The organism is Streptosporangium sp. NPDC049046 (assembly GCF_040649155.1).
Lineage (GTDB): Bacteria > Actinomycetota > Actinomycetes > Streptosporangiales > Streptosporangiaceae > Streptosporangium.
Genome location: NZ_JBEZEZ010000012.1, coordinates 33,710 through 59,217, shown reverse-complemented (window position 1 = coordinate 59,217; position 25,508 = coordinate 33,710). Strand labels below are relative to the sequence as shown.

Annotated in this window: 19 protein-coding genes; 10 read left to right on the top strand and 9 right to left on the bottom strand. The window is 71.7% G+C overall.

Annotated features, from left to right (window positions below; genetic code table 11):
- Nucleotides 1–209: 209 nt before the first annotated feature.
- Complete coding sequence (rsgA, locus tag AB0B96_RS18825) at nt 210–1,328, top strand: ribosome small subunit-dependent GTPase A (RefSeq protein WP_362900180.1); 1,119 nt, start codon at nt 210–212, stop codon at nt 1,326–1,328.
- Between the two features lie 182 nt (nt 1,329–1,510).
- On the opposite strand, the gene AB0B96_RS18820 is transcribed toward rsgA, so the two are convergent.
- The 4 genes from AB0B96_RS18820 to AB0B96_RS18805 all read right to left on the bottom strand — a co-directional run bounded on the left by AB0B96_RS18820 (nt 1,511) and on the right by AB0B96_RS18805 (nt 5,181).
- Entirely contained in the window at nt 1,511–1,825 is a 315-nt protein-coding gene (locus AB0B96_RS18820) for a WhiB family transcriptional regulator (protein ID WP_012893126.1), read from the bottom strand.
- A gap of 105 nt (nt 1,826–1,930) precedes the next feature.
- Nucleotides 1,931–2,887, bottom strand: a complete 957-nt coding sequence (locus AB0B96_RS18815; RefSeq protein ID WP_362900178.1) for a sucrase ferredoxin — start codon at nt 2,885–2,887, stop codon at nt 1,931–1,933.
- Nucleotides 2,888–3,013: 126 nt separating this feature from the next.
- Nucleotides 3,014–4,546: a glycerol-3-phosphate dehydrogenase/oxidase gene (locus AB0B96_RS18810; RefSeq protein ID WP_362900176.1), complete on the bottom strand. Its 1,533-nt coding sequence runs from the start codon at nt 4,544–4,546 to the stop codon at nt 3,014–3,016.
- Nucleotides 4,543–5,181, bottom strand: coding sequence for a TetR/AcrR family transcriptional regulator (locus tag AB0B96_RS18805; protein WP_362900174.1), 639 nt, complete (start codon nt 5,179–5,181; stop codon nt 4,543–4,545). The genes AB0B96_RS18810 and AB0B96_RS18805 overlap by 4 nt, the downstream gene beginning before the upstream one ends.
- A gap of 46 nt (nt 5,182–5,227) precedes the next feature.
- Here AB0B96_RS18805 and AB0B96_RS18800 point away from each other — a divergent pair, with 46 nt between their 5' ends.
- From AB0B96_RS18800 to AB0B96_RS18790, 3 genes are all read left to right on the top strand, one after another.
- Nucleotides 5,228–6,802 (top strand): FAD-binding oxidoreductase, encoded by a 1,575-nt coding sequence (locus AB0B96_RS18800; RefSeq protein ID WP_362900456.1) that lies wholly within the window; start codon nt 5,228–5,230, stop codon nt 6,800–6,802.
- Nucleotides 6,803–7,035: 233 nt separating this feature from the next.
- The gene (locus AB0B96_RS18795) at nt 7,036–8,544 is read left to right on the top strand and encodes a metallophosphoesterase (protein ID WP_362900172.1); all 1,509 of its coding nucleotides are present in this window, start codon (nt 7,036–7,038) and stop codon (nt 8,542–8,544) included.
- Between the two features lie 35 nt (nt 8,545–8,579).
- Entirely contained in the window at nt 8,580–10,175 is a 1,596-nt protein-coding gene (locus AB0B96_RS18790) for a bifunctional 3'-5' exonuclease/DNA polymerase (RefSeq protein ID WP_362900170.1), read from the top strand.
- Nucleotides 10,176–10,257: 82 nt separating this feature from the next.
- Here AB0B96_RS18790 and AB0B96_RS18785 read toward each other — a convergent pair whose 3' ends face one another.
- The 5 genes from AB0B96_RS18785 to AB0B96_RS18765 form a co-directional block, all read right to left on the bottom strand.
- The gene (locus AB0B96_RS18785; protein WP_362900168.1) at nt 10,258–11,565 is read right to left on the bottom strand and encodes an MFS transporter; all 1,308 of its coding nucleotides are present in this window, start codon (nt 11,563–11,565) and stop codon (nt 10,258–10,260) included.
- A gap of 238 nt (nt 11,566–11,803) precedes the next feature.
- Nucleotides 11,804–13,894: a protein kinase gene (locus AB0B96_RS18780; RefSeq protein ID WP_362900166.1), complete on the bottom strand. Its 2,091-nt coding sequence runs from the start codon at nt 13,892–13,894 to the stop codon at nt 11,804–11,806.
- Nucleotides 13,895–14,109: 215 nt separating this feature from the next.
- Nucleotides 14,110–15,519, bottom strand: coding sequence for a DUF1116 domain-containing protein (locus AB0B96_RS18775; RefSeq protein WP_362900164.1), 1,410 nt, complete (start codon nt 15,517–15,519; stop codon nt 14,110–14,112).
- 122 nt (nt 15,520–15,641) lie between these two features.
- Entirely contained in the window at nt 15,642–17,090 is a 1,449-nt protein-coding gene (locus AB0B96_RS18770; RefSeq protein ID WP_362900162.1) for an FdrA family protein, read from the bottom strand.
- Nucleotides 17,077–17,988 carry a DUF2877 domain-containing protein gene (locus AB0B96_RS18765; protein WP_350946737.1) on the bottom strand — a complete coding sequence of 304 codons (912 nt, stop codon included), beginning with the start codon at nt 17,986–17,988 and terminating at the stop codon, nt 17,077–17,079. Before AB0B96_RS18765 ends, AB0B96_RS18770 begins: the two co-directional genes overlap by 14 nt.
- 189 nt (nt 17,989–18,177) lie before the next feature.
- On the opposite strand from AB0B96_RS18765, the gene AB0B96_RS18760 reads away from it, so the two are divergent.
- The 6 genes from AB0B96_RS18760 to cutA all read left to right on the top strand — a co-directional run bounded on the left by AB0B96_RS18760 (nt 18,178) and on the right by cutA (nt 25,452).
- Nucleotides 18,178–19,749, top strand: a complete 1,572-nt coding sequence (locus AB0B96_RS18760; protein ID WP_362900160.1) for a PucR family transcriptional regulator ligand-binding domain-containing protein — start codon at nt 18,178–18,180, stop codon at nt 19,747–19,749.
- Nucleotides 19,750–19,844: 95 nt separating this feature from the next.
- Nucleotides 19,845–20,060: an RNA-binding S4 domain-containing protein gene (locus AB0B96_RS18755; RefSeq protein ID WP_350946739.1), complete on the top strand. Its 216-nt coding sequence runs from the start codon at nt 19,845–19,847 to the stop codon at nt 20,058–20,060.
- 281 nt (nt 20,061–20,341) lie between these two features.
- Entirely contained in the window at nt 20,342–21,730 is a 1,389-nt protein-coding gene (locus AB0B96_RS18750; protein ID WP_362900157.1) for a solute carrier family 23 protein, read from the top strand.
- Nucleotides 21,727–22,596, top strand: a complete 870-nt coding sequence (locus tag AB0B96_RS18745; RefSeq protein ID WP_362900155.1) for an FAD binding domain-containing protein — start codon at nt 21,727–21,729, stop codon at nt 22,594–22,596. Before AB0B96_RS18750 ends, AB0B96_RS18745 begins: the two co-directional genes overlap by 4 nt.
- Complete coding sequence (locus AB0B96_RS18740) at nt 22,589–23,065, top strand: (2Fe-2S)-binding protein (RefSeq protein WP_362900153.1); 477 nt, start codon at nt 22,589–22,591, stop codon at nt 23,063–23,065. Before AB0B96_RS18745 ends, AB0B96_RS18740 begins: the two co-directional genes overlap by 8 nt.
- Complete coding sequence (cutA, locus tag AB0B96_RS18735; protein ID WP_362900151.1) at nt 23,062–25,452, top strand: aerobic carbon-monoxide dehydrogenase large subunit; 2,391 nt, start codon at nt 23,062–23,064, stop codon at nt 25,450–25,452. Before AB0B96_RS18740 ends, cutA begins: the two co-directional genes overlap by 4 nt.
- The last annotated feature ends 56 nt before the right edge of the window (nt 25,453–25,508 follow it).

Genomic DNA, 25,508 nt, shown 5'->3' with positions numbered 1-25,508 from the left:
GGGAAACACGGTAAAAATGTGTTTGCGCCGGACGGGAGGCGCTGCGCTAAGGTTCTCCCGAAGAAGCCGTTCGAGAAACGCGCGGCCACGAGGCGACAGGAGGTGGGAAGCATGCGGGTTGTTCTGGTGAGCCTGCCGTCCATCAACCTCCGGGTGCCCGCCTAGCCGATTCGCGACGAGGCACCCGGCCTTCCACAAGGGTGCTTACGTTGTCTTCGCCAATCATCTCTTCTTCATCCGTCCTCACCTCGCTCGGCTGGAACGACTCTCTCGCCGCCGAGCTTCCCGCAGGCCTCATCCCCGCCCGGGTGTCCCGCGTCGATCGCGGTGCCGCCGAGGTGCTGACGGCCTCCGGTCATCTCCGGGCCCACTACGGCGCCAGGGTGCGGCGCGACGCCGCCGCCGACCCCGTGGCCCTGCCGTGCGTCGGTGACTGGGCCGGGCTCCGCCGCCTGGCCGAGGGCCGTTTCGAGCTGGAGGCGCTTCTGCCCCGGCGCACCGCGTTCGTGCGCGGCGGCGTCGCCAGGGTCTCCAGGGGCGGGCTCTCCGGCGACTCCCAGGGCCAGGTGCTCGCCGCCAACGTCGACGTCGTCTTCGTCGCGGAACCCGCCCTGCACGCCACCGACACCGCCGACCTGGGCAGGATCGAGCGGCTGCTCGCGCTCGCCTGGGAGAGCGGGGGGCGTCCCGTGGTGCTCGTCACCAAGTCCGACCTGATCGGCGAGGGCCTCGGCTTCCTGATGGAAGAGGTCGCCTCGGCGGCGCCGGGTGTGGACGTGCACCCGGTCTGCTCCGTCACGGGCGAGGGCATCGACATCGTCCGCGGCTACCTCGAGGGCACGCGCACCGCGGTGGTGCTGGGCGCCTCGGGGGCGGGCAAGTCGACGCTCGTCAACGCCCTGGCGGGGGAGGGGGTGATGGAGACCCAGCAGGTCAGGGCCGGCGACGGCCGGGGCCGTCACACCACCGTGCACCGCGAGCTGATCCCGCTCGCGGGGGGCGGGCTCATCATCGACACGCCGGGTATCCGCCGCATCGGCCTGTACGACATGGGCGAGGGCGTGGACATGGTCTTCTCGGACCTGGAGGAGCTCGCCGCGCGGTGCAGGTTCGGCGACTGCCGCCACGACAGCGAGCCGGGCTGCGCCGTGATCGCCGCGATCGAGGACGGCACGCTCGCCGAGCGGCGGCTGGAAAGCTGGAACAAGCTTCAGCGGGAGGCCGCGTGGATGGCGTCCAGGACTGACGCGCGGCTCCGCAAGGAGCTCCAGGGCAAATGGAAGAGCATCACCAAGGAGATGCGGAAGGCGGGCCGCAACAGGCCCTGAAACGCGAAAAGGGCCCTGAAGGGAACCGATGGGCCCTGGTGAGAAGCGGAAGTGCGGGGGAAACCCGCCGTGCGGTCGCCCGTTCCGGGGGGCCGCACGCGCGGGGCCCGACGCGACAACGTGTGATCTCGCAGGGGGTTCGCGAGATCACACGTGCGGGGGAAGCCGGGTGGAGGTACTGCTCAGGCGACGGCACTGATGCCGGCGCTGGCGGCGCGGCGCATACGACGGCGACGCTCGGAGGCGCGCTCGTCCTCGTTCAGACCGCCCCAGGTGCCGTACTTCTCCGGACGGGAGAGCGCGTAGTCCAGGCACTCGGCGCGAACAGGGCACTGGGCACAGATCGCCTTGGCCTTACGCTCGCGGATGTCACGCTCGGGCTGACGCTCGCCGTCGGGACCGAAGAAGAGCACGAGGTCCTCGCCCCGGCACGCGGCGTCATCCTGCCAGCCCCAGCTGGGCCGAGGCCGGGCGGTCTGCCGACGTACCTGAGACATGAGAAAACCACCTTATAGTGAGAGGGTATTTCTGGTTGATGCCGCATTGGACGCTTGTGACGTCCCTGAGGACAACGCCTGGATTGGCCGTGATGTTCCCTCAGGTCAGGTCAGCGCGGACGTGGCGTACCGCACAGGGGCTACCCTGTCCAGCGTGACCAGCCGGTAGGTAGTGATCGTATCGGCGCAAGCCGTACCGCATGGCGTTGTCAGCGTCATGGGTTCAACCACTACCCGAAAACGGGTGCCATTACCGCGCACAAATGCCTCGGTGACGGCGCCGTCCAACCTGGAGGATTCCACGGCCACTCCGCCAACCGAGAGATCACCCGTATGAACGCGGATGAAATGCTCAGCGGCCTGCAGTGGCTCAGGGATGCCTGCGCGTCCCCGGAAACGGTCGAGGATGACCTCGCCGGACCGGTACGCGTTGGCTGCCGCGATCGCAGCAGCCTGAGACATGCTGCCGTAGTAAAGCCCGTGTGGCAAGCACACGAGGTTGGCGGCGTATCGATCGCCGCCAACATGTGATGTTTCCCATACTGTGTCCGGCAATGTTTTTGCCAAGGACCGAGCGAGGGGTAGTCCAATGCGGGCGCAGCACGCGTTGCGCTTGGCATGCGTGCAGACCAGAAAAACCGGCTCACTCACAAGTATGCAGGACTCCGGGACCACTCCGGCCACCACGTTGTCAAGGTTAAGATCGTCCGGATCTGCGATGACGCCTTCGGCGATCCACGGTTCGGCCGATCCGGAGTCGGCGACCATGACGTGAATGCCGGTTTCCACGAGGTTTCTGCGTCCCGGGCGGCGGATCAGCTGGGGGCGGATGCCGAGGCGGGTGGCCCGTTTGATAAGAGTGTGAACTTCCTTGGGAAGATCGCAGTCTTCCAGGTGGGAGGCCCAGGGGCCGGGGTGCTCGATGAGAAGCCAGAAGCGGGCTCCGACGGTCGCGCTGGCGTGAAGTGGCAGCTCACCGGTGTGACAGCCCGGAGGGTGGGTGCACCCCTTGGCGGCTCTGACCGCTCTGTCCGCCCTGCCCACGACGCTCCCCGTGCTCACGCTCTCTCCTCGCTCTGACTTAGGTAAGACTAACCTAATGGTGAGAGAGGGGTGGCGAGGAGCGAAACGATCACAGGTGGGTGAAGGCGCGTGCGTCGGCGGCCTTCCGGCTCCGGCGGGTAGGCGTCAGTAGGCCAGTGCGGCACGCGCCATGGGGAGGGCCGCGTCGCGGTCCCGCAGGACGAGGCCGACCCTGGTGCGCCGGTCCAGGAGGTCGTCCACGTCCAGGGCGCCCTCGTGCCTGACGCCCCAGACGAGCTCGGCCCCGGTGACCCCGGTCGGTCCGGGCTCGGCCAGCCAGGGGTCCTCCGCCATCAGGGACCGTACGGCGGCCGCCTCACTCCCGTACCGCTCAAGCAGCCGGTCCGCCTCCCGGCCCTCGCGCCCGTCGCCGTTCGCGTCCTTCCCCGGGCGCGCGCCGGCCCCGACGAGGGGAAGGTCCGCCGTGCGGCTCGGTCCCGCGTCGAGCCCGCCCAGCGACACGGCCCGGTCGATCGCGTCCTCGGCCATCCTCCGGTAGGTGGTGAGTTTGCCGCCCACGATCGTCATCAGCCCGTCCGGCGTGCTCAGCAGCGTGTGCCTTCTGGACAGGTCGGCGCTGCGGCCGCCGCCGGCGCCGGCGAGCAGTGGGCGCAGCCCCGCGTAGGTCCCGGCGACGTCCTCGCGCCGGATCGGCTCCTCCAGCACGGAGTTCAGGATGGAGAGCAGGAAGGTCACGTCATCCTCCGGCGCCTGCGGTACGTCGGGGACGGGGCCGTCCACCGCCTCGTCGGTGAGCCCGACGTAGACCCGCCCGTCGGGCTGGGGAAGAACGAGGACGAAACGGTTGCTCTCCCCGGGAACCGGTACGTGCAGTCCCGCGGCCAGGCCGGGCAGCGTCTCCGGTCGCAGGACCAGGTGGGTGCCGCGCGAAGGGCTCAGCCGGATGCCCGGGTGCAGTCCGGCGGCCCAGACGCCGGTGGCGTTGACCACCGTCCTGGCCCGGATGGTGAAGATGTCCCCGTCGAGTTCGTCGCGGACCAGCGCGCCGTCGCCCGACAGCTCCAGCGCACGGCAGCGCGTCAGTATCCTCGCCCCGTGGGCCGCAGCGGTCCTGGCCACGGCGATCACCAGGCGGGCGTCGTCGGTCAGGCGCCCGTCCCATGACAGCAGGGCGCCGCGCAGCCCGCGCGAGTCCAGCGGCGAGGCGAGGGCGAGAGCCTGCGCGGCGGAGATCCGTGAGGGGCCGGGCAGGAGGTGGCGGGGCGTGCGTGCCGCGACCCGCAGCCCTTCGCCGAGGCGGTATCCGGTCATCAGCAGCGCCGCGTGGCGGCGGGAGACCTCGGGGACGAGCGGCAGCAGGTAGGGATGGGCGCTGACCAGGTGCGGCGCGGTGCGCCCGAGCAGGTGGCCGCGCTCCACCGCGCTCTCGTACGCCACCCCGACCTGCCCTTTGGCCAGGTAGCGGAGCCCGCCGTGGATCATCTTGGAACTCCACCTGGAGGTCCCGAAGGCGATGTCGTGGGCGTCGATCGCGGCGACGGAGAGGCCGCGGGAGGCCGCGTCGAGCGCCGCCCCGGCGCCGGTCGCGCCCAGCCCCACCACCAGCACGTCCACCACGAGGTCGCGCACCTCGGCCAGCTCGCGTGCGCGGCGGGCGGCGTTGAGAGAGGAGTTCACGGTCGCAGGTACCTTTCCAGGAGCGTGGCGAGCTCGGCGTCCAGGTCGTCCAGGCTGACCGGGGCGTCCGTGCCGCCCGGGCCACCTGGGCCGTTCAGGCCGACCGTGCCGTCCGGGGTGTCGGGGCCGGCCGGGTCGAGCATGGTCGGGCCGGAGAGAAGGAACGACTGGGCGGTGAGCAGCACCGCCCTGGCCATCCTCGCCGGGTCACCGCGCCGCACGGTGCCCCCCTCCTGACCTCGGACGATCGCCGCCTCGACGAGCGCGAGCATGGCCTCGTGGCTCGCCCCCCTGCGGTCCAGCAGGTAGGGCAGGAGCAGCTCCGGGTCCACCTCGACGATCTTTCGCCAGAGCGGATGGTCGCGCAGCGCCCGTACCGCCGCCACCGCGGAGGTGACCGGGTCCCCGGTCGCGAACCGGTCCGCGACGCTCACCCACTCGCGGGTCATCAGGTCGGCGACGAGGGTCCGCATGTCGGGCCAGCGGCGGTAGATCGTCATGCGGGAGAGCCCCGCCCTGCGTGCCACGTCGGTGAGTGTGGCGCGCCGCACCCCCACCGCGAGGACCACCTCGCGGGCGGCGTCCAGCACCTGGCCGCTGCTCTCCACGTCCGCATTGTGACGAATAGACGTCATGTGTCACAGTGTAAGGGTGGAAAATCCGACGAGTGCCACCGAGCCCATGCTCTGGTCCGGCTGGGGTGATCCCGGCAAGGCCGCCGACCTGCCGGAACCGGTGAGAAAACTGCTCCACGACGTGCTGGGCGTGAGTCCGCGTCCAGAGCGGGCCGCCGAGCTCGGCGAGGTGCGGTTGCCCGCCGTGACCCTCTCGTCGCCCGTGCGGGCGGAACTGTGCGGCGTGGTCGGCGCCGATCACGTGCGCTCCGACGACGAGGCCCGCGTCCGGCACACCCGTGGCAAGTCCACCCCCGACCTGATGCGTATGCGCGCCGGAGACGGTTCCGACGCGCCCGACGCGGTGGTGCTGCCCGGTTCGCACCGCGAGGTGCTGGAGGTGCTCGCCGTCTGCGCCGCCCACCGGATCGCCGTGGTCCCCTTCGGGGGCGGAACCTCCGTGGTCGGCGGCCTGGTCGCGAGCAGGCAGGGCTTCGCCGGTGTCGTCGCGCTGGACCTGGTCCGCCTGGACCGGCTGATCGCCGTCGACGCCGAGTCGATGGTCGCGGAGATGGAGCCAGGGCTCCGGGCCCCGAGGGCCGAGCGGCTTCTGGCCGGGCACGGGTTCACCCTAGGTCACTTTCCGCAGTCGTTCGAGTACGCCACGCTGGGGGGTTTCGCCGCCGCCCGTTCCAGCGGGCAGGCCTCGGCCGGGTACGGGCGTTTCGACGACATGGTGGTCGGCATGACCGTGGCCACTCCGCGCGGGACCCTTGAGCTGGGCCGGGCGCCCAGGTCGGCGGCCGGGCCCGACCTGCGCCAGGTGATCCTGGGCTCGGAGGGGGCCTTCGGCGTGATCACCTCCCTGAGACTCCGCGTCCGGCCCGCGCCCGAGGAACGGGTCTACGAGGGGTGGCGGTTCGCCTCGTTCACGGAGGGATCGGCCGCGCTGCGACACCTCGTCCAGCAGGGCGTCGTGCCCACCGTGCTGCGCCTGTCCGACGAGACCGAGACGATGGTGGGCCTGGCACGCCCCGGCGAGATAGGCGCCTCGCCGACCGGTGCGGGCTGTCTGGCGATCGCCGGATACGAGGGCTTCTCCGAGGTGCCCGCCCTGCGCGAGCGGGTCGCCGCCGTGCTGTCCGGGTTCGGAGGCGTCCCCCTCGGCACGGATCCGGGGGAGTCGTGGGTTCACGGACGCTACTCGGCGCCCTATCTGCGCGACTCGCTGCTCGCCGCCGGCGCGACCGTCGAGACCCTGGAGACGGCCGGGTTCTGGTCCAACCTGCCTCGCCTCTACGACGCCGTACGGCTCTCGCTGCACGCCTCGCTCGGCTCGCCGCTGGTCATGTGCCACATCTCCCACGTGTACGGCACCGGCGCCTCCCTGTACTTCACGGTCGTCACGGCGCAGGGCGACGACCCCGTCGGGCAGTGGCGAGAGGCCAAGCGGTCGGTCAACGAGGCGATCGTCGCGGCCGGGGGCACCGTCTCGCACCACCACGGGGTCGGTCGCGACCATCGGGAGGCCTACGCGACCGAGATCGGCGACCTGGGTGTGGAGATCCTGCGCGGGATCAAGGGCAGGCTCGACCCCGAGGGCATCCTCAACCCCGGCGTTCTCGTCCCGCCGGGCGGGTGACGGCGCGACGGGCACAGATGGACACAGAGGGATACAGAGGGATACGGGGGGCACGGTAGGGCAGGGCGGGCTCCGATTCGGCCCGCACGTTGGGCGGCGCTCCGCCGCGCAGGCCGCGACCGGACCTACCTCGGCGGCCCCCAACGGCCCGCAGTAGTCCTCGCCGGCTTCCGGATCGGCCGCCTTTCCCGAGAGGTGTGCGGCTTTTTAAGATCATTGCCAAGATATGGGCCATGGTTGACATAAGACAGGCGGCGGAGCGCGGGCGTGAGGTCTCCTCCCGGGTGTCGAAGGAGGGGGCGGGCTGGTCCTGCGCCCAGACGGGCACCTTCAAGGAACTGCTGCCCAGTAAGGAGACCTTCTCCTGGCTGAACCCGCGCACCATCTGGCGGTCGCGGAACGAGGTCCTCGCGATCCTGTTCGGAGACCCCTCGGGGCAGGTGAGGGCGCGCTGGGTGGGCTCGCAGCGGGACCGGGGCGTCGACCCCTCCTTCCGCATCCCGATGGACGTCGGCTCCGAGTTCTCCTTCCTTGTCCTCGGCGACACGGGGGAGGGCGACGCCTCGCAGTACGCCGTGGTGCCGGGCATGCTCAAAGTCGGTGAGGGCACCGCGTTCGCGGTTGTCGCCAGCGACGTGATCTACCCCACCGGCTCGGGCAACGAGTACGAGGACAAGTTCTTCCGCCCGTACCAGGACTATCGAGCGCCGATCTACGCGATCCCCGGCAACCACGACTGGTACGACGGGCTCGGTGGTTTCATGCGCGTCTTCTGCGAGGCCCCCGCCCTGGAGGCCGAGAACGAGGGGTTCAAGCTGTCGCCCTCGGGATTGCGCGGTCTGCTCTGGCGCAAGCCGGAGAAGATCGACGAGGCCCGGCTGGCGAGGGCGCGCGAGCTGCGGGCGAAGCCGGAGCAGCGGGCCGTGCAGCCCGCCCCCTACTGGGCGATGGAGACCCCGGGGCTGCTCATCGTCGGGGTGGACACCGGTATCCGCGGCGACATCGACTCCGAGCAGGCCACCTGGCTGCGCGAGGTCTCCCGCGATCCCCGGCCCAAGGTGCTGATCACCGGAAAGCCCATCTACAGCCGTAACGACTACAAACCGTCGAAGCTGGCCGGCGGCGGAACCATCGACGACATCGTCACCGACCCCGCGCACAACTATGTCGCGGCGATAGGCGGCGACGTGCACAACTACCAGCGCTTCCCGGTCAAGGTCGGGGACCGGACCATCCAGTATCTCGTGGCGGGCGGATCAGGGGCCTTCATGCACGCCACCCACACCATCCCGAGGGTCACCGTGGGCGGCGTGCACGAGGACGACTACCGCTGCTACCCGCTCCGCGGTGACTCGCTCTCGTTCTACAGCGGGCTCTACAGTGACCGGCTGCGCATGCGGTGGCTCTACCTCACGCCCGACGAGAGCGCGGCGCTGATGTCCCGGCGGATCGGCAACACCCCGGTGAGGGACATCCCGGCCGTGCCGATCACCCGGCGGATGCGGTGGGCCGCCAGGATCCTCGGCGGCTGGCCGATGCCGCTGCGGCTCCCGGTGGGCAGGACGTTCCACCGCTACCTGTCGGAGCTGTCCGACTGGGACACCCCGCCGTTCTTCAAGAGCTTCCTGCACGTCTCGGTCACCTCGGAGGCCCTCACGATCCGCTGCTTCGCCGCCACCGGCTGCCTGCGGCAGGAGATCGAGCCCCCGGTCGAGGACGAGATCGTCATACCGCTCGTCTGATCGAGAATGTCGTACCGGCGTGGCAGGGTGGGCGTATGCACGTGTCGGTCGCGGCGACTCCCGGGGGTGGGGGTGTGCTGCGTGTGGACGGCGAGCCCGCTGGGGCCGTCGCCGATCTGGCCTCGGCCGTCCGCGAGCTGGAGGCCCGGGGGCCGCGCTGGGTCTGGGCCGACACGCGGGAGGTCTACCCCGCCCTGCTCGCCGCGGGGGTGCGGCTCGCACGCTGCCACGACCTCGCGCTGACCGAGGGCCTGCTCCTCGCCCACGAAGGGCGGTTCGGCGAGCCGAGGTCGGCCCCCGCGGCCTACGCCCGGCTGCACGGCCTGCCCGTGCCCGACGATCCGCACGGACCCCAGGCACGGCAGGCCACGCTTTTCGAGGAGGAGGCGTCCCCGCCGGACGCGGACCTGGTCGCGGAGGTCTACGCCGACCAGTTGCGGCGCGTGGAGGCGACCGCCGACCCCGGGCGCTTCCGGCTCCTGGTCGCCGCGGAGTCGGCCGGGGCGCTGGTCGCCGCGGAGATGGCGAGGGAGGGCATGCCCTGGCGCCGGGACGTGCACGACGAGCTGCTGACCGGCCTGCTCGGCCCGCGTCCTGTGCACGGCATGCGGCCCGCCAAGCTCCAGGCCCTGGCCGACGAGGTGGCGGCGGCGTTCGGTACGCCGTTCAACCCCGACTCCCCGCAGCAGATCGTGAGGGCGTTCAAGGCGGCGGGCGTGCCCGTCGCCTCCACCAGGGCCCACGACATCAAGCAGGTCGAGCACCCGGGCGTCGCGCCCCTGCTCGCCTACAAGGAGATGGCCAGGTTCTACAGCTTCCACGGCTGGGCCTGGGCCGACCAGTGGGTGCGCGACCACCGTTTCCGGCCCGAATACGTGGTGGGCGGCGTGGTGACGGGCCGGTGGGCGACCAACGGTGGCGGGGCCCTGCAGATCCACAAGCTGATGCGCAAGGTCATCGTGGCCGACGACGGCTGGACGCTCGTCGTCGCCGACGCGGCCCAGCTGGAGCCGCGTGTGCTGGCCGCGATGGCGGGGGACGTCGGCCTCGCGAGGGCGGCCGGGCAGATAGACCTCTATCAGGCGCTGGCGCAGGCGTTCGGCGGCGAGCGCGACAACGCCAAGATCGCGATGCTGTCGGCGATGTACGGAGGCACCAGCGGAGACGCGCCCAAGCTGCTGGCCGTGATGCGCCGGCGCTTTCCCCGCGCCTACCAGTTCGTGGAGGACGCCGCCAGGGCGGGGGAGGAGGGCAAGGTGGTCCGCTCCTGGCTGGGCCGCACCTCGCCCCCGCCCTCCGCCCGCTGGCGGGAGCTGGTCTCCGGCCCCGAGGGAGGCCGCGCGGCTCGCGACCGCGGCCGGTTCACCCGCAACTTCGTCGTCCAGGCGACCGCGGCCGAGTGGGCTCTCGTGCTGATGGCCGTGCTGCGCGGCCTGCTTCCCGACCCGGCAAGACTGGTGTTCTTCCAGCACGACGAGGTGATGGTGCACTGCCCGGCCGAGCAGGCGGAGGAGGTCGTCGCGGCGGTCGGCAAGGCCGCGGAGGAGGCGACCCGGTTGTTGTTCGGATCGACCCCGGTGCGCTTCCCCATGCTGGCCGTCCCGGTCAGGTGTTACGCCGACGCCAAGTGACGCCCGGTGGGGCCGGGCGTCCTTGGCGGTTTCGGACACTCCCGGGCACCGGTTGAGCGGATCGGGTGAGGGCGGTCGTGGCTCAGGCGCGGGTGAGGGCGAGCCAGGCGCCGGTGACCGTCACCATGACCGCGACCGCCGCGCCGAGCACGCCGTACGACAGACCACCGACGATCAGACCGGCGATCACGGTGCCGGCCGCGCCGCAGACGTTCATCAGCAGGTCGGAGAGGCCCTGCACGGGGGTGCGGTGTTCCAGCGGCACGGCCTCGCTGAGCATCGCCGAGCCGGAGATCAGCCCGAACGACCAGCCGAGGCCGAGCAGGAGAAGTCCGACGGCCACCTGCGTGACGTCGTGCGTCCCGGCCCCGCCCGCGAGGACGGCCGCGGCCAGCAGCAGACCCATTCCCGCTACCAGCACCGTTGTCCTGCCCACCCGGTCGGCGAGCCAGCCGACCACGGGCGACAGGACGTACATCCCCGCGATGTGCAGACTGATCACGATCCCGATGACCGTGTACGTCGAACCGCCGTGGTCGAGGTGGACCGGGGTCATGGACATGATCGAGACCATCGCGGTGTGGCTCACCGCGATCGCGACCAGCGCGCGTGCCGCCACGGGTGTCCCGCGCAGCACCCGCCAGGCGGTGCGGAACGTCCCGGCGCCCTTCTCCGAGGGGGCGGGTCCGGGCGCGGGGACGTCGGAGTCGGGGGACGTGTCGGAAGACGCGGAGCGGGCCAGGAGCAGGGGGTCGGGACGCAGGGCGACCACGATGATGCCGAGGGCGATCGCGAAGCTCACCAGGGCGACGGCGAACGGGCCGCTGCCCGACGGCATCCCGAGCCCGGTGCTGAATCGCTCGGCCGGTTCCGCCAGGTTCGGCCCGGCGACCGACCCGACGGTGGTGGCCCACACCACCAGCGAGAGGTGCCTGGCCGAGTGCCCCGGCGGGGACAGATCGGTCGCGGCGTAGCGCGAGGCGAGGTTGCCCGCGCTGGCCGCGCCGAACAGCACCAGCCCGGCGAGCAGCAGCGGCCAGGAGCCCAGGGCGACCGCGAGCAGCGAGACCAGGCAGCCGAGCAGGGCGCAGCCGTAGGCCAGGGTGAGCCCGGCGCGCCTGCCACTCCTCCCGGACGATTTCGCGGTGGGCAGCGCGAGCAGCGCCGCACCCAGCACGGTCGCGGTGCCGGCCAGCCCGCTGAGCGCCGTGGAGCCGGAGAGCTCCCTCACGGTCACCGAGCTGAAGGTGAGCCCCACGGCGACTCCGATCCCGCCGCTGATCTGGGCGGCGGACAGGACGGTGAGCGTCCGCCGCTGTACGGCGGTGACTCGCGTCTTCCTGCCGGGGGAGGCGCCGGGGGGCGTGGTGTTCGTGGGGTTCGCGGTCACGAGCGAAGTCTGCCATCACTCATGACCGAGCCACGAGACCTTTTCGGGAGCGGCACGGTGGACGGCGGGCGCGACCTGGACATGGCGGGACGGCGGTGCGGGGTGAAGGACGACGGGACGGGGTTCGGCCGATGAGGCATGTGATGAGACGAAGGAGCACGGACGGCGGGAGGGATCGGTGGTGAGGTGAAGGATGGTGGACGGCGAGAAGGCCGGGGGTGACGGCCGGTCGCCGGGATCAGCTGACCGAGCTGAAGGTGGCGAAGAACGTCTCCAGGATGTCCGCGTTCTTCTCCCAGTCCAGGTCCTGGACCTTGAACGTGATCTGGTAGGCGGTCCGGCCGTTGAGGGCGACGTAGCGCGTCAGCCCGTGCATCGGGACACCGTTCGGCTGGACGTAGGTGTACTCCCAGTCCGCGGCCTTCCACGTACGGTAGTTCACCGCCATCACGCTGACCTCGGTGTATTCGTCCAGGCCCTTCTTGCTGGCCTTGCCCAGTGCCGTCATCGGTTCCTCGACCGGCACCTCGGCGACGACGATGGTCTGCCCGCCGCTCTTCGGCCCGGTGAAGGTGACCACTCCGCCGGAGCTCGCCTTCACCGTCCAGTCGCCGGGCACCGCGCCGGAGACGCCGGCGGCGCTCGCCAGTTTGAAGCCCTCGGGGATCTCCTCGCTCGGCCCGGTGGACGTCACCGGCGCGTCCGTGGCGGAGATCGCCGTGGACGGGATCGTGGAGACCGGGGTGTCGGAGGCGTCGCTGGGCAGGAAGACGAGCAGTCCGGCGACCACGATGGCCAGCACGCCGCCCCCGCCGAGCATGAGCAGCCGGAAGTCGGGGCCGCCCTCGCTGTTTCCCCGGGCGCGGCGCGAGGTCCCGCGCATCCCGCTCCGGCCGGGCGAGGTGGCGGACCGCGAGTCCCGTACGGCGGTGCGGGAGGACGGTTCCCGCGCCGAGGGGGTGGGCCGACGCGTCGCCTCGCGGGCCCTGGACGCCTCGCTCTGCCCGCCGTGACGCGGTGCGGACGGCTGCGCGGGCGACGGTACCGACGATGCTGCGACGGGCAGGTCGCCGGAGAAACTGCTCAGCGGGTCGAACGGGTCTCCGTCGGGTCCGGTGGCCGGAATGCGCAGCGCGTCGTAACCGCGTTGGTGCCCGCCGGTCAGACCGGTGGCCCCGCCCGCCTGCGGGAACCCGCCCGAGCCGGACGCGGGAAAGGACAGCAGGTCCGCGCGGTGCGACCTCGCAGGGCCGGAGAGCGCGTCGCCGCCCGAGGAGTCGTTGGCGTACGGGACCCGGATCGGCCCCGAGGGCGTCTCGATGATCCGGGAGGGGGGCGGCCCCGACGGCGCGTTCAGCGGGGGCACCAGGTGGATCGGCATGGAGTCGCCCGGGATCGGCATCGACGAGGGCATGGGGCTGGGCGCGCGGTTCGGGGTGCTGGAGCCGTGGCTGCGCAGCACCCGATCGAGCAGGTCCGACACCTGCGAGGCGCTCATCCGGTCGGCGGGGTTCTTGCGGAGCAGGCCCTCGATGACGGCGATGAGGGCACCGGCCCGCTGCGGGCGGCTGGGCTCCTGGGTGAGGATCGCGCCGAGCACGGCCACCGCGTCCGGTCCCTCGTAGGGAGGACGCCCCTCGACCGCCGCGTACAGCGTGGCGCCGAAGGACCACAGGTCGGAGGCCTGCGTGAACGGCTGGCCCGACAGCCGTTCCGGCGGGATGTAGGCGGGCGAGCCCATCATCAGGCCGGTCTGGGTGACCGTCACGTCTCCCTCGATCGCGGCGATACCGAAGTCGGTGAGCACCACCCGGTCGGAGGTGAGCAGCACGTTGCCCGGCTTGACGTCGCGGTGCATGATCCCGGCGGCGTGGGCGTGGCGGAGCGCGTCGAGCACCCGGACGCCGATCTCCGCGGCCTGGACCACAGGCAGTGGCCCGCTCTGCCGCACGGCCTGCTCCAGCGACCAGGCGCGGACCAGTTCCATCACGATCCAGGGGCGGCCGTCCTCCTCGACGACGTCGTGGACGGTGACGATGCCGGGGTGGCTGAGCCGGGCCGCCGAGCGGGCCTCGCGCAGCATCCGCCGGTGGGCTCCCTGCTTGCCCGCGTGGTCGAGGCCGTAGGGGAGGATCAACTCCTTGACCGCGACGTCCCGGTCGAGCAGGACGTCGTGCGCGTGCCACACCATGCCCATCCCGCCACGTCCGACCGGTGACACCAGGCGGTAGCGCCTGCCCACCAGCCGGCCCTGGCCCTCCGGTGTCGCGCCCGCGGAATCGCCGCCCTCAGGCCCCAGGGGGTTTCTCCCGAGCAAGCGATCGGTCATCGTTCCCCGTTCCCCAAAACCAGCCCTGTGCGGTGGACACGATATCGGGAGGGCATTTGGTTATGGAAGTTTGCATGCCGAGAAGGCGTATGACGGTATTTGTCAGGATCGGTGCTCTTCAGATCACTGATCTTGCGTCCACGCTCTGAACGTCGCCGAATGCTACCGGCGGATGGGGAAATTGTCAGCTTTACCCAATCTTAATAGACAAAAGATCAATACGTAGCCGTGTGTTCATGATCGGCGGCCTCGGCGAGTGCGGCGAGGGCCGAGGTGAAGGCCGAGGCGGGCGGGCTGACCAGCCCCGCGCCGACCTGCCCGGTTCCCGCGATCCGTCCGGCGATACCGGTGTTCACGGTGGGCAGCAGGCCGGTCCTGGCCACCAGCGTGACGTCGACGCCGACCGGCGTGCCCCGGAAGTCCAGCCCCGGGATCTGGTACGCGGGATGCTCGGCCAGGGTGATCTCGTACATGGACCGGGTGGCCGCCATCGCGTCCGACACGTTCCCGCCGACGAACCTCACGATCGCCGGGGCCGCGGCCATCGCGAAGCCGCCCAGCCCCGCCGTCTCGGTGATCGTCGAGTCGCCGATGTCGGGGTTGGCGTCCTCGGGGCCGTAGGCGCCCAGATAGAGGCCGTCCGGCACGCCCGCGGGGCCGGTGAACCAGCGGTCGCCCAGCCCGGAGACCTGGATCCCGAAGTCCGTGCCGTTGCGGGCCATCGCGACGACCATCGTGGAGCCGGGGACGTTCCTCGCCGCGTCCGTGCTCACCTTGCACGCGGCCATGCCCGCGTTGAGGAAGAAGTGGTCGTTGCCGTTGACGAAGCGCAGGACCTCGGAGGCGTGGCCGGGCGCGGCCTCCACCACGTCGGGGGCGAGCTCACGCACCATCAACGAGGTGGCGGCGCGGTTGCGGTTGTGCAGCTCGTCGCCCATCTGCAGGGCCTGCGCGGCAAGCGACCTGAGATCGAGCGGCCCGCTCCGCTCCAGGGTGGCCTGGAGCACCGGGCCGAGCACCTCGGCCATCCAGCGCAGCCGCTCCAGCACCTCGGGCCCGTACGCGCCGTAGCGCAGCACCTTGCCCAGCCCCTCGTTGAGCGAGCAGTAGGCGGTGCCGCCGTGCTCGGCGTCGCGCACCTCGAACATCCACATCGACGGGGTGACCACACCCGCCATCGGCCCGACGGTGCGGTGGTGGTGGCAGGAGTCGAACCGGGCACCCCCGGAGGCGAGCCGCTCCTCGGCCTCCTCGGGGTCGGCGGCGAGCCCTTCCAGCAGCATCGCCCCGATGAGCGCGCCCCGCATCGGTCCCGACGCCCGCTCCCACTCGATCGGCGGGCCGGCGTGCAGGAACGTGCCCTTCGGCAGGTCGAGCACCTCGTGCGCCGGCCGCACCCCGACGAGCTGCGGCCGCGCCGCGACCAGGCGGCCCACGGCCGTCTCGTTGGCGCGGACCCTGCGCGGGTCGGCCAGCACCCTGGCCAGGTCGGCCTCGGTGCCGGGCATCGGCGGGCGCCAGTCCACCCGGACCCGCGAGACGGCCTGCGCGTCCAGCGCCTCGCCGAGCACGTCGGCCCCCACCGTGATCACTTCCGGCTCGCCGGAAAGCATGGACAGCGTCATCACTTCTCCCTGATGAACCTGAGACCCGAGCCCGGAACGGGTCTGAAGACCCGAGCCGGAAACGAGCCCGGAAACCTCCGCTTCCGAGGAGGAGGCACGAACGGCGTGAACAGTGCGAACGATCAACGAGTGTTCGCGGTGATCCCGGCGGCCACCCGCGCGGCGTACCCGGCCGCCTCGGCGTTGGACGTGAACACCGCGGCCCCCGCCGCGTTCAGTGCCCCGGCCTGCGTGACCAGCCCCTGCGGGTCGCCTTCCGAGCCGACCAGCGCCACCACCGCGGTGACGCCTCCGGCGACGGCCTCGGCGATCGCGGGCGCGAGCCTGGCGGACGGATCGGGGTCGGAGCCGTGGCCGAGAACCACGTCGAGCAGGACGACGTCGCCGGGCGGCACCTCGGCCAGGGCCTCCAGGCGGAGCGTCGGGTCGATCATCGGATGGGCCCTGCCGACCGTGTAGGCGTCGTCGCCGAAGTCGGTGAACTCGCCGGTCCCGGCGATGAGCCTCGCCTCCACACACAGCGTCCCGCCCGAGTAGATTCCCCGCACGTTCCTTTCCGCGCCGGGGCCACCTGCCCCGGAGGGAGACGCGGGAGACGCATCGGCTGTCCCGAGGGCGGGCCAGGAGGGCCAGGTGGGGATCGGGGCGCCGAGGGCACGCAGGGCGGCCTCGGTCACCGAGGTGAGGTCGGTCTGTCCGGGACCGAGCAGCGCGGTCACGACCGGTGTGCCGAGCCTCGCGACGGCCTCCTCGACGGCCCGCGCGACCTGAGGGGCCGGAGGCTTGGAGATCAGGACGATCAACTCGGTGGCGGGGTCGGCGTCGAGGGCCTCCAGAGCGCGCAGGGTGGACAGCCCGCCCACGTCCGCGGACAGGTCGCGACCGCCCACGCCGAGTACGTGGGACACCCCCACTCCCGCGAGGTCGAGCAGGCAGGTCACCTGCTGCGCGCCCGTTCCCGAGGCCGCCACCAGCCCGACAGGACCGGGCCTCAGGACGTTCGCGAAGCCGAGGCCCGCCCCGCCGATCACAGCGGTGCCGCAGTCTGGCCCCATGACCAGCACGCCGCGCTCGGCGGCGCGCCTCTTGAGCAGAACCTCCTGCTCGACCGGCACGTTGTCACTGAAGATCATTACCGACAGTCCGGCCTCGACCGCGTCCAGCGCCTCGGCGAACGCGTGCGGGCCGGGCACCGAGACGAGGGCGAGGTCGGCCGCGTGCTCGCGGGCCGCGGCGCGGACGGTGCGCGGAGGGAGTTCGGCGGCGCCGCCTCCGACCCCGCCCGCGGACAGGGACGGGGCCGACAGCGCGGCCAGCAACCCGTCCAGTTCCGCGGACGCGGCCTCCAGGGCGTCACTCTCGCCGCGCAGCGCGATCAGCAGGTCGGCGGGACCGGCCTGGGGGAGGTCGAAACCCAGCTCGGAGGCGATCTGCAGGTTGAGTTCGGTGGCCATCGCCACCACCGCGACCTCCACACCGGGCAGCGCGCTCGCCGTGCGGCTGACCCGCATCAGGCTCACAGAGTCGTGGTAGACCCCCGTACGCGTCCGGACCACGTCAGTACTCGCCATTGCCCCCGCCTTCCAAATCGATCACCGCCGCGAGCCCGATCCGCAGCCCCCACGCCAGATCGGCCCCGGAGGTGTGGCCCAGTTGCAGAAGGCGGTGCAGCGCCGGCTCCAGGGAGTGCCGGCCCGCCAGACCCCGCAGCACGGCCAGTACCTCACCGCTCGCCTCGCCCCGGGCGGCGCAGTGCAGCAGCGCCGCCGAGATGGGGGTGGTCCTGCCACGCACGTCGAAGGTGACCGCGGCGGCGAGCCAGTCGGCCAGCCACACGGCACGTCTCGCGCCCACCGCCCCGCCCAGGTGACGCAGCGCGACCAGCAACCCCGCGAGCACGTCGTCGCCGCTCGGCGTGAGCCCGGGACCCAGGCCGACCAACTGCTCGGCGGCCGTCACGCTTTTCAGCAACGAACCCTCGGCGCACCCCTGGGCCAGCAGGCCGGCAGCGCCGTTGCCCTCCAGCCCGGGACGCCTCGGCGACCGCTCGCACAACTCCGCCATCGCGGGCAGCGAGCGGGCCAGCCGCGCCGTCTCCACGGCACCGAGCGCCGGGGCCGGGTTCCACCAGCGGTGGGCCCGCAGGCTGAGCCGTCCGACGTCGATCGAGCCGTCTCCGACGGACGCCTCGTCGCCCACCGCGACGCGAGGCATCGGGTCGGTGACCACCATCGCGTTGGGCAGGCGGGTGGCCTCCCCGGTCACCACCGCGATGACCTGCGGTTCCATCTCCGTGCGTACCTCAAGGTAGACGCCTGCCGGGAAGGCCGCCAGCACCCGCGCCGGGCGGCGGGGCGCCTCCAGCACCTGGCGCAGGGCGGTGCTGGCCGCACCGGTCCCGTGCGTCCACGCGTGTACGCGCTGCGTCTTCGGCGCCCTCGGCGTCCTCTGGCGTGTTCCAACGGTCATGAGCGCTCCTCGGCAGGCCCCGTAGGTGTGAAGGTGCTCTCTCCAGCGGTTCGCTCGCTCACGGACTCCCCCATCCATTGAGCAGACGGTAGAACGGGCGTGAACGCAGGCCGTACGGAGAAAGCTGCCAACACTCCGCTCAAAGGTTGGCTCTTCCTGACAGACGGGTCCATCAGTCACAATCACCTCATGGAACCCCCCGTACGCCCGGCGAGCACCGGAACGATCATTCACGGCGTCGCCGTCGGCGAGGTCCTCGGCGTCTCGACACTGGCGGGAGCGCGGCTGATCGCGGGGGAGCGGGGGCTGGACCGTGTCGTGCAGCGCCTCAACGTGATGGAGGTGCCCGACGTCCTGGCCTGGGTCAAGCCGCACGAGCTGCTGCTCACCACCGGCTACCCGCTGCGCAACACGCCCCAGTCGCTCGGCAGGCTCGTGGCGGACCTCGACGAGCGCGGCCTGGCCGCGCTCGCCATCAAACTCGGCCGCTATCTCGACGAGTTGCCCGAGGAGATGGTGGAACAGGCCGACCGGCTGGGATTCCCGCTCATCCAGCTCCCCGACGACGTCGGCTTCGACGACATCCTCAACCAGGTCCTCACCGACATCCTCAACCGCCAGGCCGCCGTACTGGCCAGGGCGGAGGAGGCGCACCGGGCACTGGTCCAGGTCGTGCTCGCCGGGGGAGGACTGCGCGAGGTGACGGCCGAGGTCGCCGGGTTGCTGGGCGCGGGGGTGGCCGTGCTGGACGGGACGGGGCACGTGCTGGCCGCGGCAGGGCCGGTCGAGCACGTGGCCGCGCTGCGCGAGGCCTCGAAGGGCCCCGACGGGCGCCACGCCTCGGTGCCGGTGGTGGCGGGCGGCCACCACCACGGCAGGATCGTCGCCTGCGGCCCGGTCGGGGCGATCGGTGACAGCGACGTCGGCATTCTGGAACGTGCCGCCACGGTCGCCGCGCTGGTGGTGACCCGGCAGGAGGCGGTCAACGCCGTCGAGAGCAAGTATCGCGCCGACTTCCTGCGCGACGTGCTCACCGGCAGGGCGGGAGGCTCCGAACGGGTCGCCTCCCGGGCCAGGGCCTTCGGCTGGGACCTGCAGCGCCCGGTCACCGTGCTGGTGGCCGAGCTCGACCCCGAGGGCGACGAGCGCGCCGCCCAGGACCGCCTCGTCACGTGCTGGACCGGTGCGATGCGCCGCCACGACGCACGCGGCGCGGTGGCCGGGTTCTCCCACGAGGTCGTCACCATCGTGGACGCGTCCGTCGACGCGGGCCGCCTCGCCAAGGACGCCGCCGCGGCCTTCGCCGAGTCCCTGCCCGCCACCTTCTCCACCGGCGCGAGCCGCACCGCCGTCGGGGCCGAGGCGCTGCCCGAGGCGTACGGCCAGGCGCTGAAGGCCGCGCGGGTGGGCCGCCAGCTCCACGGCAACGGCGCGGTCGCGAACTTCGACCAGCTCGGCGTCTACCGGCTGCTGTCGCTGGTCAACGACACCGCCGAGCTGCACGCCTTCGTCCGCGAGACCCTCGGCCCGCTCGCCTCCGATGACGACGCGGAGAACGCCGACCTGCGCCGTACGCTGCAGGTGCTGCTGGAGACCAACCTCAACGTGGCCGAGACGGCGCGCAGGCTGCACTTCCACTACAACACGCTGCGCTACCGGATCGGCAAGCTGGAGCGCATGCTCGGCGGCTTCACCGAGGACGCCCACCTGCGCCTGAACCTCACCCTCGCCCTGCACGTCCTGCGGATGCGCGGCATCTGACGGTGGCACCCGGCGGCGGCGTCCGGCGGGGGGCATCCGACGGCGGCGCCCGGCACGGCGAGGAGGGCGCGCAGGCGGGATCTAAGCTGTTCGGCGTGAACGAGACCTTCGAGCTGGAAACCGAATACATCCCGCTGTGCGACCTGCTCAAATACTGCGGCGTCACCGAGACGGGCGGTCAGGCCAAACACTTCATCGCCGACGGCAACGTGCTGGTGGACGGCGAGGTCGAGCTCCGCAAGACCTGCAAGATCCGTGACGGCCAGGTGGTGAGCGGCGACGGCTTCGAGATCCACGTGGTCGGGAAGTGACCGCTCCGCGGTCCGCGTGGCCGGGAGGGTGACGGCTCCGGGATCCGGGCGGCCGGGAGATCGACGCGCCCCGTGGCGGGCGCCGCGGGCGGCCCTCACCGGGGCGGCGGGTGCGCGGTGTGCGAGCTGTCCACTGCTACGCCCCGCAGATTTGGCAGATCATGACGATGTAAGGGCATGCTTTCGGTCCTAACGTGCCCGCAACAGCTGTAAGGGGATTCGCCGGAGGGAAGCCCGCGGGGTGGTTCACCGACCGACGGCCCGGTGAAAGGTGGGGCTCGATGGTTGCAGGTTGGACGAAACACGGCGACGGCAAAACGCTCGCTCCAGGAGAGGTGGTCAAACCCGACGAGCGGCTGTCATGGCCGCGGATGGTCGGATTCGGGGCGCAGCACGTCGTCGCGATGTTCGGCGCGACCTTCGTCTTCCCCCTGGTGATGGGACTCGACCCCAACGTCGCCATCATGTTCTCGGGCGTCGGAACGATCATGTTCCTGCTCATCGTGAAGGGGAAGGTCCCCAGCTACCTCGGGACCAGCGCGTCGTTCGTGGGCGGCGTGCTCGCGATCCGGGCGCTCATGGGCGGTGACACACCCGCCACCGACGCGATCGTCACCGGCGCCATCCTCGTCGCCGGACTCGTCCTCGCGCTCGTGGGCGTGGCCATCCACTTCCTCGGCGTACAGATCATCAACCGCGTCTTCCCACCGGTCGTCACCGGCGCCGTCGTCATGCTGATCGGCTTCGGCCTGGCGTACGTCGTCGCCGACATCTACTGGCCGCAGGACCAGTGGATCGCCCTGATCACGATGACCGTCACCTTCGTCCTCATCGTTCTCTTCAAGGGCTTCATCGGCAGGATCGCCATCCTGCTCGGTCTGATCATCGGCTTCGCGCTCTCCTGGCTGGCCGACAGGGTCTTCGGGAACATCACCGCCTTCAACGCGGGCACCGGCGCGGTCGACACGCACCCCAGGGTGAGCTTCGAAGGCGTGGCGGCGGCCGACTGGATCGGCCTGCCGAACATGCACTTCCCCGACTTCAAGTTCTCCGCCGTGCTGCTCGTCCTGCCGGCGGTGATCGCGCTGGTCGCCGAGAACGTCGGCCACGTCAAGGCCGTCGGCGAGATGACCAAGACCGACGTCGACCCGTACATGGGCCGGGCGGTCGCCGCCGACGGCGCCGCCACCGTCGTCGCCAGCGCCTTCGGCGGCTCCCCGACCACCACCTACGCCGAGAACATCGGCGTCATGGCCGCCACCCGCGTCTACTCGACGGCCGCCTACTACATCGCCGCCGTCATCGCGATCCTGTTCGGCCTCTGCCCGAAGTTCGGCGCGCTGGTCGCGGCCACGCCGGGCGGCGTGCTCGGTGGCATCACCGTCATCCTGTACGGCATGATCGGCCTGCTCGGCGCGAAGATCTGGATCGAGAACCGGGTCGACTTCGCCGACCCTGTCAACCTCGTCCCGATCGGGGCGGGGATCATCCTCGCCATCGGCCCGGTCAAGCATATGATCAGCTCGGACTTCACGCTGGAGGGCATCGCCCTCGGCACCATCGTGGTGGTGGCCGGCTACCACCTGCTCCGGGTCATCGCCGGGCGGGGCGGCAGCGGCGGCGGTGCCGGTCCGCAGGTGTCGGAGCCGCGACGAGAGGCCACCGGGTGAAGCCACCCCCGTTCGAATACCACGCTCCCCGCTCCCTCGGCGAGGCGCTCGACGCCCTCGCCGGGGCCGGGGAGCACGGCAAGGTGCTCGCCGGAGGGCAGAGCCTGATCCCGATGCTGAACATGCGGCTCGCCGCCCCCGCCCACCTGGTCGACATCAACCGGCTGCAGGAGCTGGCGTTCGTCGACGTCACACCGGAGGGCGTCCGCGTCGGAGCCCTCGCCAGGCACGCCCAGGTGGAACGCGACGGACCGGCCACCGCCGCCCAGCCGCTGCTGGGCAAGGCGCTCCGGCTGGTCGCCCACCCGGTGATCCGCAACCGGGGAACCGTGGTCGGCAGCCTGGCCCACGCCGACCCCGCCGCCGAACTGCCCGCCGTCCTCGCCCTGCTGCAGGGCTCGGTGCGCCTGGCGCGGCCCGGCGCCGTCAGGGACGTCCCCGCCGACGACTTCTTCACCGGCCCGCTGGAGTCGGCGGTCACCCCCGGAGAGCTGGCCGTCTCCGCGTTCTTCCCCGCGCCGCCCCCGCGCTCGGGCACCGCGTTCCGCGAGGTCGCCCGCAGGCACGGCGACTACGCCCTGGCCGGGATCGCGGCGCTCGTCGTCCTGGACGACGACCTGAGGATCACCTCGGCGACGGTGGCGTGCGTGAGCCTGGGCCCCGTGCCGCTGCTCGTCGACGTCTCCGAGGCCGTCGGCCACCGCCCGGCCGCCTCGGCCGACTGGGCCTCGGCGGCCCGCGTCGTACGGGACCGGGTCGACCCCGAGGCCGACATCCACGCGACCGCCGCCTACCGGCGACACCTCGCCGGAGTGCTCACCGAGCAGGCACTCCGTGACGCCGCCAGGGAGGCCGCGGATGCATGAGATCACGCTGACCGTCAACGGGGTGCTCCGGCAGGCCGAGGTCCCCGCGCGGCGGCTGCTGTCGGACTGCCTGCGGCACGACCTCGGTCTGACCGGCACGCACGTCGGGTGCGAGCACGGCGTCTGCGGATGCTGCACGGTGCTGCTGGACGGCGAGCCCGTCCGCTCCTGCCTGACGTTCGCGGTCACCGTGGACGGGCGCGACATCACCACCGTCGAAGGACTCGCCGACTCCGACGGCACGCTCTCGCCGGTGCAGCGGGCCTTCGCCGAGTGCCACGGCCTGCAGTGCGGCTTCTGCACCCCCGGCTTCCTGTGCACGGTGACCGCGCTGCTGCGTGACAACCCGACGCCGACCGACGAGGAGGTGCTGGAGGGCGTCTCCGGCAACCTGTGCCGGTGTACGGGCTACCAGAACATCGTCAAGTCCGTCCACCGCGCGGCCGAGATCATGGCGGAGGACACGTGACCACGAAACTGTTCGGCGAACCGGTCACCCGGCGCGAGGACCCCCGGCTGCTCACCGGCAGGGGCCTGTACCTGGACGACCTGGGAGCCGGGGCGCTGGAGGCGGCGTTCGTCCGCTCCCCGCACGCCCACGCCAGGATCCGCGACATCGACGTCTCGGCCGCCATCGAGGTCGAGGGGCTGGTGGCGATCTACACCTGGGAGGACCTGCCCGGCGCGCTCGCCCAGCCGTTGCCGCTGCTCATCCCGCACCCGGCGCTCACCCACGGCCGTACCGCGTATCCGCTCGCCCGCGAGATCGTCAGGCACGTCGGCGAGCCCGTCGTGATGGTCGTCGCCCGCGACCGCTACCTCGCCGAGGACGCCTGCGCGCTCATCCAGGTCGACTACGAGATCCTCAAGCCGGTGGTCGGCGTGGAGGAGGCCGCGCAGTCCGCCCAGCTCGTCCACGAGGGCGTACCGGGCAACGTCGGCGCGCACCTGGTCCAGGAGGTGCCCTCGGACGCCGGGCTCGGCGCGCGCGAGGCGATCGACGCCGCGCCGCACACGCTCTCCTTCCGGCTCGACATCGAGCGCAGCGCGTCCATGCCGCTGGAGGGACGCGGCGTGCACGCCCGCTGGGACGCCGACGACCGCTCCCTGCGCGTTCACTCCAGCACCCAGACCTCCACCAGCGTCCGGATGGCCATCGCCGCCAAGCTCGGCCTGCCGCTGCCGAAGGTCGAGGTGATCGCCCCCGACGTGGGCGGCGGGTTCGGCGTGAAGATCGTCCACCCGTGGCCGGAGGAGATCCTGGTCCCGTGGGCGGCGATCACGCTCGGCCACGAGGTGAAGTGGACCGAGGACCGGCGCGAGCACTTCGTCTCCTCCGCGCACGAGCGGGCCCAGGTGCAGTCGGTCCGGGTCGGCTTCGACGACGAGGGCCGGGTGCTCGGCCTGGACGTCGAGATCCTGCACGACCACGGCGCCTACACGCCGTACGGGATCATCGTGCCGATCATCACCTCCACCCAGCTGCTCGGCCCCTACCGGATCGGCGCCTACCGGGTCGAGTTCTCCTCGATCTACACCAACACCGTGCAGGTCACCCCGTACCGCGGGGCGGGCCGCCCCCAGGGGGTCTTCTGCATGGAACGGACGATGGACCACATCGCCGAGTATCTGGGGGCCGACCGTACGGCGGTGCGCGCGGCCAACTTCATCCAGCCCGACGAGTTCCCCTACGACCAGGGCCTGATCTTCCAGGACGGCCGCCCGCTCATCTACGACAGCGGCGACTACCCCGAGTCGCTGCGGATGCTCAAGGAGCTGATCGGCTGGGACGACTTCCCGGAGCTGAAGGCCCGCGCCGCCGAGGAGGGCCGCACGATCGGGATCGGCGTCGGCTGCTACGTCGAGGGCACCGGCGTCGGCCCGTACGAGGGCGGGCACGTCCAGATCACCTCGGACGGCCGGGTGCACGTCTCCACCGGCCTCACCTCCCAGGGCCAGGGCCACGAGACGGTGTTCGCGCAGATCGCCGCGTCCGAGCTGGGCGTACCGATGGAAAAGGTCTCGGTCGTCACCGGCGACACCCGCAGGTTCGGCTACGCGGTCGGCACCTTCGCCTCGCGTGCCGCGGTGATGAGCGGCAACGCGATCGCGCTGGCCTGCAGGAAGGTGCGGGAGAAGGCCCTGCGGATCGCCGCCGACGCGCTGGAGGCCGACCCCCGCGACCTGGAGGTCGTCGATGGGGAGGTGCGGGTGGCGGGCACTCCCGGCGCCTCGATCCCGCTCGCGACCGTGGCGGTGCTGTCCAACCCGCTGCGCTACGCCTTCGACGAGGAGGCGGCGAGGGCGACCCAGTTCGCGGGCGCCGCCTCCTACGACCGGCCGCCGGTGGCCGACGGGGAGGAGCCGGGGCTGGAGGGCCGCGACTACTACTCGCCGATCCGCTCGACCTTCGCCTCCGGCATGCACGCCGCCATCGTCGAGACCGACCCGCTCACCGCCGAGATCCGCATCCTGCGCTACGCCGTCGTCCACGACTGTGGCAAGCTGATCAACCCGATGATCGTCGAGGGCCAGATCCACGGCGGCGTCGGCCAGGGCGTCGGCGGGGCGCTGTACGAGAAGATGGTCTACGACGGTCACGGCCAGCTGCTGAACGCCTCGTTCATGGACTTCCTCATGCCGTACGCCACCGAGGTGCCCTTCATCGAGACCGCGCACCTGGAGACGCCGTCCCCGCTCAACCCGCTCGGTATCAAGGGCGCGGGCGAGGCGGGGGTCATCCCGGTCTCGGCGGTGCTCGCCTCGGCGATCGAGGACGCCGAGGGGATCCGGATCGACAGGATGCCCATCTCCCCGTCGGACCTCTTCGACCTGCGCCGCGCCGCTACGACCTGACCTCCGGGGGCACCGGGGTTGCCGGGGCCGGGTTTTCTCGGCCCGACGCGAGTCGT

Bases quoted from the DNA above. Each gene is read 5' to 3' on its own strand.
- AB0B96_RS18820 (WP_012893126.1), bottom strand. From the start codon at position 1,825: ATGTCTCAGGTACGTCGGCAGACCGCCCGGCCTCGGCCCAGCTGGGGC.
- AB0B96_RS18805 (WP_362900174.1), bottom strand. From the start codon at position 5,181: ATGACGTCTATTCGTCACAATGCGGACGTGGAGAGCAGCGGCCAGGTG.
- AB0B96_RS18800 (WP_362900456.1), top strand. From the start codon at position 5,228: ATGCTCTGGTCCGGCTGGGGTGATCCCGGCAAGGCCGCCGACCTGCCG.
- AB0B96_RS18795 (WP_362900172.1), top strand. From the start codon at position 7,036: ATGGTTGACATAAGACAGGCGGCGGAGCGCGGGCGTGAGGTCTCCTCC.
- AB0B96_RS18790 (WP_362900170.1), top strand. From the start codon at position 8,580: ATGCACGTGTCGGTCGCGGCGACTCCCGGGGGTGGGGGTGTGCTGCGT.
- AB0B96_RS18780 (WP_362900166.1), bottom strand. From the start codon at position 13,894: ATGACCGATCGCTTGCTCGGGAGAAACCCCCTGGGGCCTGAGGGCGGC.
- AB0B96_RS18775 (WP_362900164.1), bottom strand. From the start codon at position 15,519: ATGACGCTGTCCATGCTTTCCGGCGAGCCGGAAGTGATCACGGTGGGG.
- AB0B96_RS18770 (WP_362900162.1), bottom strand. From the start codon at position 17,090: ATGGCGAGTACTGACGTGGTCCGGACGCGTACGGGGGTCTACCACGAC.
- AB0B96_RS18765 (WP_350946737.1), bottom strand. From the start codon at position 17,988: ATGACCGTTGGAACACGCCAGAGGACGCCGAGGGCGCCGAAGACGCAG.
- AB0B96_RS18760 (WP_362900160.1), top strand. From the start codon at position 18,178: ATGGAACCCCCCGTACGCCCGGCGAGCACCGGAACGATCATTCACGGC.
- AB0B96_RS18750 (WP_362900157.1), top strand. From the start codon at position 20,342: ATGGTTGCAGGTTGGACGAAACACGGCGACGGCAAAACGCTCGCTCCA.
- AB0B96_RS18740 (WP_362900153.1), top strand. From the start codon at position 22,589: ATGCATGAGATCACGCTGACCGTCAACGGGGTGCTCCGGCAGGCCGAG.